We start from the raw sequence: 12,136 nt of genomic DNA, 5'->3' as shown, positions 1-12,136 counted from the left end.
GATATTACCATTGAAATTATCGATAACGATGGCGTCATTAATGCTACTGAAATTACACAAGTCGCCATTCAGGGCACTGTGACCAATGTTGAAGATGGTCAAATCGTTACGGTAACCCTAACGGATAATCAAGGCCACAGCTTGATGCTCACCACCATCGTCACTGGTGGCATTTGGGTATTGCCCCCTCAAGATTTAACTGCATTTGATGATGGCTACTTAATAGCAACAGCTGAAGTCTCTGACATTGCGGGTAACCCTGCATCTGCAACCACACAACTGCCTGTCGATACTCTGGCTGATATTACCATTGAAATTATCGATAACGATGGCGTCATTAATGCTACTGAAATTACACAAGTCGCCATTCAGGGCACCGTGACCAATGTTGAAGATGGTCAAACCGTTACGGTAACCCTAACGGATAATCAAGGCCACAGCTTGATGCTCACCACCATCGTCACTGGTGGCATTTGGGTATTGCCCCCTCAAGATTTAACTGCATTTGATGATGGCTACCTAATAGCAACAGCTGAAGTCTCTGACATTGCGGGTAACCCAATATCTGCAACCACGGGCGATCCCATTGATATATTAGCTGCAGTCAACATTACCGTTGACACAGGCAACGACGAATTTGTTAATCGTTTCGAGATGAAGAAACTTGACTTTTCAGGCTCCGTTTTTGACGTAGAGAATGGTCAAGCTGTCACTATCACCATTACTGATGTTGACGGAAAGACTCTCACCTACACAACCCAAGTCGTGGATGGTATATGGCGAATTGAAAATGCAGATATTGAAGCACTAGTCGATGGGGAATTACGTTTTGATGTTAACACTCAGGACATTGCAGGTAATCCGGCTTCTTCTTCTACAACGGTAATTAAAGATACTGTTGCCAATGTCACTATCAATGTCCTTGATAGCGACCAGATTTTAAATCAGCAAGATATTGATGACCTTAATACCATTTTTGGGGTCGCTAACAATATCGAAGATGGTCAAGTCATTTTCATCACAGTTACCGATAGTTTAGGCCAAGTTTTCACCCTTTCATCAGAGGTGAATAATGGTCTTTGGACTGCATCAGGACTAGATGCTTCTGATTTAGCAGACGGTATATTACACCTTTATGCCGTCGCAATTGATGCAGAAGGAAATCCTGCATTTGCTACTAATACCATCATAAAAGATACCCTAGCTGATATTACAGTTGAGATTATTGATAACGATGGCGTACTTAATGCCGCTGAAATGACGCAAGTCTCGATACAAGGTACTGTTGCTAATGTTGAGGATGGTCAAACCGTTACTGTGACGATGACAGATAATCAAGGAAACTCCCTCAGTGTAACCACAGTAGTTATCAACGGAACTTGGAACTTACCTCCACAAGATTTATCAAACTTTGATGATGGCTCCTTAATTGCTACTGCTGAAGTGAACGATATTGCAGGGAACCTTGCTTCAAATTCGACTCAAATACTTGTTGATACTAGCGCTGAGATCTCAGTCGAAATTATAGATAATGACGGTGTCATTAACACGACGGAATTAAGCCAAGTCATTATCCAAGGGCGCGTAAGTAATATCGAGGACGGTCAACTCGTTACAGTAACGCTAACTGACGATTTCAATAACTCATTAACATTAACAACAACCATCATAAATGGAGTGTGGAGTTTAGCCCCTCAAGATTTATCAGCGTTCGATGACGGTTCACTCTTAGTGACAGCTATCGCATACGACAATGCTGGTAACCAAGCACAAGGATCGACCTCAATCCCAATTGATACGACAGCTGCAATTGACATCACGATTATTGATAACGATGGTGTTATCAATGCTGCAGAAATGAACCAAGTGGTTATTCAAGGCAGCGTCACAAACGTTGAAGATGGCCAAACGGTTACGGTGAATCTCACCGATAACCAAGGCCACTCACTGACCCTAACCACCATCGTCACTAGTGGTGTTTGGATTCTCCCAGCACAAGATTTATCAGCCTTTGATGATGGCTCACTAGCGGTCACAGCAGAGGTCAGCGATATAGCAGGCAACCCTGCATCAGCCACCGCACAAATGCCTGTTGATATATTGGCTGATATCACTATTGATGTGGACACGGGTGGAGACTCTGTCATTAACCGCTTTGAAATGCTGCGCCTTGATTTCTCGGGTCAAGTTGATGATGTTGAAGACGGTCAAACCATTACTATTACCCTAACTGATAGCCTCAATAACCAACTCACTTTCAATACCACTGTCGTCGCAGGTGTTTGGCAAATTAGCGATGCAGATGTTTCATCACTCGTCGATGGCAATATTAGCTTTACAGCGAATACTATCGATATCGCTGGCAATCCCACTTCTGTCACAGCCATTGTCAGCAAAGATTCTCAAGCATCTGTGACCATTGAAGCGGTAGATGATGACAATACGCTTAATGCAGTTGAAGTCCCCAGCACAACTTTGCGCGGTGAAGCACTTAATATTGAAGATGGTCAAAATGTACTAATTTGGGTGACTGATTCAAGTGGCACTAGATTGATATTTAATACCAGTGTTGTTGATGGTCAGTGGCAACTTGATAACCTTGATTTGTCATCATTACTTGATGGTGAACTCACGCTACGTGCATTAGCTGTCGATGTAGAAGGTAATCCGAGCATTGGCAACAACACAGTAGCTAAAGATACAGCTGCCGATATCACTGTGGAAATTGTTGATAACGACGGAGTTATCAATGCCACTGAAATGACTCAAGTAGTTATTCAAGGTAGCGTCTCAAACATTGAAGATGGCCAAATAGTTACCGTCAATCTCACCGATAACCAAGGCCATTCATTGACAGTAACCGCTATCGTTACAGGTGGTGTTTGGACACTCCCAGCACAAGATCTATCCACCTTTGATGATGGATCTTTAGCAGTCACTGCTGAGGTCAGTGATGTAGCGGGTAACCCTGCATCAGCCACCACACAAATGCCTGTGGATACAACCGCATTAATTGACATCACGATTATTGATAACGATGGCGTTATCAATGCTGTTGAAATGACCCAAGTGGTCATTCAAGGCACGGTTACCAATGTCGAAGACGGTCAAACCGTTACCGTGAACCTCACCGATAGCCAAGGCCACTCTCTGACCCTAACCGCCATCGTCACTGGTGGTGTTTGGATTCTCCCAGCACAAGATTTATCAAGCTTTGATGATGGCTCATTACTTGTCACAGCAGAGGTTAGCGATGTTGCAGGCAACCCTGCAACAGTCTCCGCACAAATGCCTGTGGATACTACCGCATCAATCACTGTCGAAATTGTCGATAGTGATAGTTTCATTAACCAAACTGAGCTTAGTGCAGTCATTGTCAGCGGTACTGTGACGAATATCGAAGCTGGTCAGCAAGTCAGAATCACATTAACCGACGCCAACAATGTATCAACTACCGTAACGACCACGGTCAATACTGACGGTACTTATAGTATTACTGCTCAAGACCTTGCTGCTTTAGGGTTTGTTGATGGCACGCTTACGGCAACCGCCACAGCAATAGATATTGCAGGTAATAGCGCAACTGCATCAGATCAAGTGCTCATTGATACTCAAGTGACAATCGATATTGATACTGGAGCCGATGGTTTTGATGTCGGTTTATTCACCTATGGAAGAGAATCGTCTCTTGCTGGAACTACAACAGGGGTAGAGCAAGGCCAAACGGTCACACTTACATTAACCGACGGTATCACAACCAAGACATTTACCACGACGGTCAACGCTGATGGTAGCTGGCTGTTTGACGACACTTTACATGTTGATGGTTTAAATCAGCGAATGAGTTGGCAAATGGAAGTCAGCGTTAGTGATTTAGCCGGTAATACTGCTGTGGATGATATGCCATCATTGGATATACCCAATGATGGCTATCTCTACGAGTTAGCATTAAACATTAACAATCAAACTGGTGCAGAATTTAGTTTTGATATTCCTGATGCGGTACTTTCTTTATCAGCGGATCAATCCTTTTTGTTACGAAGCCAATCAAATGGGCAAGACTTAAGCATTGTCATTGCGCCAGATGGGTTATCGTTCCAAGTCTTTAGAAATGGCGATAACGAACTGGTGCTTGAGGCTGCGTTAACGGGTGCAGACCTGCAAGTCACTCTTTTTCAACCACTTGATAATCCTGCAATTGGTAAACTCTCCACATTTATTCGACTTGAAGGAGTCCAAACGGATACCGATGGCACCACAGAAAAAATCATTACCTATGCCATTTTACACGCCAAAGACACACCAGAATTGGCCATCGATGATCACTTTACTGTTATTGAGGATACGTCAATAACAGGCTCTATCACAGGTAACGACTATACAATTGAAGGGCCACTGATTGTTGAAAGCATCAACTTTAACGGCACTGATTATGCTGTTGCAATAGGAGCCCCTGCCGTTATTGATACAGGCAAAGGTGAGTTAACCGTGTTGTATAACGGCTTTTGGCGGTTTGTAGCGAGTGATAACCTCGACAATACGATAGAACAATCAATTAGCTTTGATTATACAGTGACAGATTTTGACGGCAGTATTGCTACTGCTACCAGTACAATCACTATCATTGATGGTGCCATTGGAATAATGGCAGATGCCACATTTACGACTTCAGAAACTGTAATTACTTCGCCTAATTCTGATACTCAAATATTTACCATCACCGCAGGTTCCGACACGATTATCCCCAGTTCAGTGGTTTTTAGTGCTTTATCTTTAATCCCATTAACAGCGCTAGGGCTAACCTCTAACGGAGATGCCATCAGTTATGCCTTAAGCGGTGACGCTAAATCAATTATTGCCACAGCGAATGGGGTGACAGTATTTAGTCTGTCTCTATCGGCCATTAGTAATGGTGACGATGTTAATGTCACCGCAACAATGAATATTGAAAGGCCACTCGATCATAGCTCGTCAGATTCACTCGAGCTGGCCACATTGATCGATGCTGTCGATATTGATGGCAGTCATATTGACTTAGGCAATCTTAATTGGGCCATTAATGACGGCAGTAATGCCCTTATTGACAATATCAGTACTTTAACCTTTGATGAAGCTAATCTCATTGGGACACCTCTGGTTCAAACAGGTCAGTTTGATATACAGGTTGGCGCAGATGCGATAAACACTCTAGGGTTTGATGCTAATGAGCTGCCGGTTCTCACTGCAGGTGGCGAGCAAATCATGTTCGACATTTCAGTAGATGGTTTAACCTTAACGGCCTATGTAGGGGATATTGGCCAACCTATCTTTACCATTGAAATAGACAATAACTGGAACTTAGAAGCCGATACACTATCGCATAATTACACGACTACTTTATATCAACCGTTCGACCAAGTTGGCACCGATGAGGTCAATATTGGCCTGTTTATCACTGACTTTGACGGTGATACCACTCAAGCCAACATGATGTTAATCGTCCAAGATGACGACCCGGGTGACATCACAGGCATCAGCTTAGAAATAAGTGAGCTTCCTAGCATCACCCCGGGCGTCAATAACCGAGTCAAAGGCTTAATTGACATAACGACCAAAGGCGATCCAATCGTCGATATTAAGTTTGACCTCTATGATTTTGATCCTGTATTAGATTCCGATGGCCAATTAGTCACTCAGAATGGTTCGACAGTATATTGGGTCATTTCTGATAATGGCGCCACAGCCGAGGGGCAACTGTCCGACGGCACCTTAGTCTTTAGAATGGCACTACCAGCCGATATTCATATTGATGCAGAAAGTACCGCTCAAATTGATTTTTCCATGCAATTGTTTGGCCCTATTGATAATCAAACTGGCGCAGGAACCGAAAACACCATTAATGTCGATATCCTCGCGACAGATACTGATAGCACAGGTATTAATGCCGTCATTTCAATCGATATCTATGACGGTATAACCCCCAATTTACCTGCTTCATTGAGCATAGCAATCAATGAAGGGGAGCTGGTAGATAATATTAGTGTGTTAAGCAGCGCCATACTCAATATCGATGGTGGCAGTGACGATATCAGTAACATTGAACTCGCTGCAGGCTTTAGCTTTGGCAGCTATACCAGTGATGGGCAAGCCATTGTATTAAGTAATTTTGCCGATGGAAGTGGCTGGTACAACGCCATTCGAACTGGTGATAATAGCGATGTCTTTAGAATTCGATTTAATGCGAATGGCAAAGTCGAGTTTGAACAATTTGCCGCCGTTGATCACCCTGATGGTAATGGCGAAAACAACCTAACAATGAGTTTCGAAGTTGTAGCTACCGACGCTGATGGCGATCAGTCCAATAATCAAACCATTAATATTAATATTCAAGATGATGTGCCCATCCAAAACGACTCATCACTCACCTTCACTGAAGAAAATAATACCGAATACAGCGTCAATTTATTTAACCAAAAACAACAAGGTGCAGATGGCGCTCAGGTCAGCAAATTTATTTATGATGGCACAGAGTATTCAGCTGGGGACTCCGTTGAACTGTTCACTGACACTGGCGTTAAATATGGCACACTTGTCATCACAGCTGATGGTAAAGCCACTGTTACCAGTGTGGTTTTTGAATATGCTGAGCTATTTTATAGCGAAGATGTGCAGGTTTATGTCACCGATACAGATGGTGATACTGTCATTGATAACCTCACGATTACAGCTAATGATAAAGCTGGTTCAATCAAGGTGCTCAACCCTAACTTCACTGAAGATACACCTGGCCTATTAGCCATAGTCGCGTTACCGGGCGATATTGATGAAGGTGAAATTATCCAAAGCATCATTATCAATAAAGCCTCCCTTGCTGACGGCACACTCACCTTAGACGGTCAGCCCGTGAGCCTAGATGCTGATGGGAATTATATTTTACAAGGCAGTGACCTATTTATCAGTAATTTAGGCATTGCGATTCCAAATGGCGATTTAGTGTTTCACCCTCCAGAAGATGCATCAGATGCCACCTTAGCGATTTCTGCGCAAATCACGGTCAACATTAATAATAAACCGTCAATCACCACCGAAGTGCCTTTCTCTATTGCCTCTGTAGCAGACACGCCAGAATGGGAAAGTAACAGCCAGTTCAGCTATGACGTCAACGAAGACGCTGGCGCCATTGATATTAGTATTAACGCGACCACAAAAGATATTGTAGGGACAGATCCGCAAGGCTCAGAAGTTATTATTTATGCCATAACCAATATTGCTGCAGGCATTACCATTACCAGTACCAACAGCGATGGTGTTGAGTTTTCTATTGCCAACGGACAAGAGATAAGCGCCGATGAACTCGCCTTATTGCAAGTCACTGTCGATGACAATTTGGCTGGTGAATTTAGTTTTGATGTCACTGCACTATCAACCGAGCCTGACAATGGCTCAACCGCGCCAAGCAGCACTGAAACCGTGGTTATTAAAGTAACGCCTGTTGCAGATACGACAACACTTGTTACAAGAGACATCACTAGCCAAGAAGATGTCCCCATTGCGTTAAACTTGATGCTTTTTGGTTCACTTACGGATAATTCAGGCTCAGAAAACCTACACTTTGAATTAACCTTACCTACAGGCTGGGCGATTGATGCGCCAAGTGCAGTTGATTTGGGCAATGGGGTTTGGACCGTCTCTTTTGAGGATGTATTCTCTGCGCCACCTGCTGAGGCGACTCTCATCCCACTGGCAGATGCCAGCTCTGCCAATTTAGGGGACTTTGATATCTCAGTGCGAAGCTATGCTACTGAATCATCCCAAGATGGCATCGATCCCGTTGATAATCCACTAAATCCTAATCCCAACTATAGTCAGCCGCAAAATGTCACCATTTCACTGACAGGTGTAGCTAATGACGCACCGACAATTAATTCAGATCCCAATGTATGGGAAATCACTGACTCAGGCGATATTAATTCAGTAGTACCTTTTAACGAAGATAGCGATATTCCTTTATCGTTTACAGTTATCAGCTCAGACGATGATGGTTCCGAGAGCTTAAGCTTACGATTAGTAGGCTTACCTGATGGCGCCAGTTTTATCGATTCAAATGGCCAAACAGTTAATTTATCAGTGGTCGATTTTGACAATGGACTGCCCGTGTATAGTGTGACAGCAACTGAGCTATCGACATTATCAATCAGGCCCCCTGAAGATTTTAGTGGCCAAATAAACTTGACGCTATTTGTTGAAAGTACCGAATTGGACGGAGACATAGCTGAGTATGAGTTAAACCTCAATATAGATATTGCCCCTGTCATTGATGAAACGTCCGACTCTTTAAAAACCACCAGCTTGGGTAAAGAAGATCAACCCATAGTGCTTAATTTAATGCCGGCTCTGTTAGCTGATATGGACGGCAGTGAAACCATCACTGGCATGACAATCTTCCCATCAAGTGAAGGTATGATTTATCTATTTGACGGTGCAGAAATAACGGTCAGTAGCTTCGGATCACTATTGTCAGAACTGACTGATGAGTTTAGCCCAACACTGACCGAGTTATTAAATTCAGGTCGCTTAGCCGTATTACCACCACAAGATGCCGATGGACCATTCACATTAGATGTCAGTTATCAAATCACCGATACATCGGAAACTGGCGCGACGACAGTACAAGAAATAAGTAGCCAACTCTCAGTCGAAGTTGATGCGGTGGTTGAGGTCATAACCCGCTTACAAATTAATAATACCGTCCTTTACAGCTCAGATGGTCAGCCAATAACGCTTACCGATGACATTGTCTTTTTTGACGGTGATATAGACGGCTCTGAAGTCATCGATTACATCGTCATAACGATGCCAAGTGCTGATGGATGGTTTGTTACCCATCCCAATGGCGCCATCAATGATGGTGACGGCCGTTGGATTATCCCCAGCAATAATATGACCAACGACACGACTCAAGAACAAGCATTATCGATTTTAGAGGGTATGACAATATCAAGCGAACATGCCACTGTTTTGCAAGGTATTATCGTTGAAGCAAGAGTGTTAGACAGAGATGATCCTGAAATCATTACTGCAAATATCTTCGTTACTTTCGATCAACCAACTTCAACATCTACTGCCTCTACGGTAACTGCACTGCAAGCCACCGATGTCGATGCGACAGAAGACAGCACCATCAATTTTGCGGGTCATCTCAACTTATCCATCACCAGTGATAATAATGATGTCATAAGCTTTAGAGTGCTAGCCAGCGACTTACCTCAGGGCGGTTATTTTACCGGTAGTGACGTTATCGCCCTCTATGACAGTAGTGGCGAAAACATCATCGAATATGTCTTTACTACAGCATCGTTAAGTAACTTAGCATTACATAATATTTCTGAGGATTTTTCCGGTGATTTGACTATTCCTATTCGCATCATTGCCACAGACTCATTAAGTGGTGATACCAAAATAGATGATTCTCAGAATTTGGAAATTAATATTACCCCAGTGGCTGATGGTGTCACTCTGGAGTCATTAATTGATACCATGGATGAAGATGACCCTAAGGCCCTAGGGTTATTTTTAGCCTTCGCTGACACAGATGCCACCGCTAACACTGGTGGTGAAGAAAAAATCATTTTGGACGACCCTGCACAGCTATTTACCATTACCCTGCTCGATGGCGGCCAGCTCATTGATAACACTGGTTTGTTCCAGCTAAAATCTGGCACTGATGATACTTGGGAATTTACAGGTAACACCAATGTAGCATTAAACAATGCCCTAGCTTTATTGCAATTTTCACCACCAGAACACCTAAGTGGTGACTTTAGACTACAAATCTCTGGTTCAGTTAGTGATACGGCAGATATTGATGGTGCTAATGTTATCGACAACGCAAACTTCAGCGATACTATAACGATTCAAGTCACCCCTGTTACTGATGCTGCAGAGGTGCCAGCAGATCTTATTATCATTCACGGTTCTGAAGATACCAATATAGCGCTAGCAGGGATCGATAGCTCTGTGATTGGTCTTATTGATGTAGATGGTTCTGAAGTGCAATACATCACCATCCAAGGAGTCCCAGAAGGTGCCACTGTTTATTACCAAGATGCTGGTGGTAATTTACAGCTTTTACCCAACAATGGTGCTGATGGAGGTCAGTTTAATGGTTCTCCTACAAGCTACTGGACTATTACCCCAGACCAACTCGATAGCATTGTCATTAAGCCACCGCAAAACTTTAATGGCGATATGTCATTGTCACTTTCAATCATCACTCAAGAGTTAGGTACTGATGACTTCGTCACAACCTCTATGGACTTTTTAGTGGGTGTCAGTCCAGTCGCAGATGGTGTCCAAATAATCTCAGATCCAGATGACTACAGCGCCATAGAAGGCGATGCTATCAAAGTCGAACTAGGGGCTGAGCTAATTGACCTTGAAGGGCATGAGTCCATTAGAGTCGAAGTGACGATTACTTCAGCAGAAGCGACTGCCCTCATCGATTTAGCAGGTATTGAAATTGATGGTCAATTTGCTGCATTAATTTCTGACGGGAATGGCGGATTTACAGCATCGCTGCTGGTCAATGAAACCAGTTTAGAGGAAATAAAAATCTTACCTGGTGAACTTGCATTCGGTACCTTACAAGTTGAGTTGGCACTTTCCAGTATTGATACAGCTGAAGTACTAGGCTCAAATGAAACAGATCAAAGCGCTGCACAAATAGTCAATTTCGAGATTGAAATAACCCCAGAAGTCGACCCACCGATTTGGACACAATTTGGCGATATTAATGCTTTAACTACCAACGATATCCCACTCAACCTTGGGCTTGAATTACAAAATCCAGCCCCAGGAGAGACTGCAAGCCTCACTATTTTAGGCGTGCCTGACGTTGCAACGTTATCAGCTGGGACCCAACAAGGTAATCAATGGATTGTCCCAATTGAGAGTGTTGCTGGCCTAATGATAAGCGGTGTAACGGCAGGTACCACTTTTGAATTAAGTCTAGACCCAACAGCAACACTTGATGGCGAATCTGCAGAAGGCGCTCTAGAAACCATCACAATTACCGTTGATGTTAACGCAGTAATGAACAGTCCAGCTGCCATGGCCAACTTTGCTTTCAATGATGCGAATACCGATGTAAATCCTAATAACCTTGAACCCATGACACAAAGCGCAGCCGTTTATGGTGTACACCTTGAAGATTTCCAACAGCAAGTCATGGAAGAAATGTATCAAAGGATGCAATTTGAATACATGAGGCAATATGACACGCCTTACCGTTATGTGTCGCCAATGGACCCTATTGACTCAATTTTGCCAATCAATCCTGTCATTAATGATGCAAGTACTAATACAAGTACCAATACAGGTACTCATGCAAATACTAATGTAATTTCTAATGAAAATGCTTATGCGCAAGATTTCAGTACCCCAGCATCGCAGCAAAGCCTGTCAGCAAATGTCGAAGCTGCACCTATAGACATTCAGCCTTTTAGTATTGATTTTAATCCCAACACAAAACCTGAGTATGGCTATCAAGATCCTATTGGCAGTGAGCTTATTGATGGTGAACTTATTAGAATTGAGTTAAGCCCAAATAATCCTGTCGACGACATTACCCCGATTGAATTTACACTCAATCAATTCATGCCAATATCAGCACAACCAACAAGTTTAATGACTACGAATGACATCATCTCAGTAGCCCAAAATTCAGCGTTATCCCTGATCAGTGTTGATACTCATTGGGGGGATAAACTTATTGAACAACCAGGATTTGGTTACATACAACCTATTCCTGATAGTTCACCGACTAGATTTTCACAAACAGATGCATCACACACAGATTTATCTCACACCAATAGTGCCTTTAATACTGAACTTAGCAATCAACCTAATGATGAAATCAATTCGCTAAATTCACTTACATCGGCCATTAAAGATTCCTTATCAAAACAAGAAACGTTAACCACCAGTTTTGAAAGTGAAAGTTATTTAAATCAATCAGAACTAGATGAAATCAATCAACTAACTCAACAGCAAACGCTGCTAAACCAAAGTTAAATATTTAAGTAACAATAGTGATAAAAACAATATAAACAGAGACATAAAAGCTAGATAAACAATAACAAAGATGCAAAGGATGAGC

1 protein-coding gene is annotated in these 12,136 nt (G+C 42.8%); it reads left to right on the top strand.

Going from position 1 to position 12,136, the window contains the following annotated elements; genetic code table 11:
- Positions 1–3 precede the first annotated feature (3 nt).
- A complete protein-coding gene (locus tag AB4153_RS17640) occupies positions 4–12,051 on the top strand; it encodes an adhesin (RefSeq protein ID WP_371998268.1) in 12,048 nt (4,015 codons plus the stop codon).
- Positions 12,052–12,136 lie beyond the last annotated feature (85 nt).

Source organism: Shewanella sp. 10N.286.52.E4, assembly GCF_041468785.1.
GTDB lineage: Bacteria > Pseudomonadota > Gammaproteobacteria > Enterobacterales > Shewanellaceae > Shewanella > Shewanella electrodiphila.
Note: the sequence above shows the minus strand (reverse complement) of the source record. Positions and strands in the feature narration are given on the sequence as shown.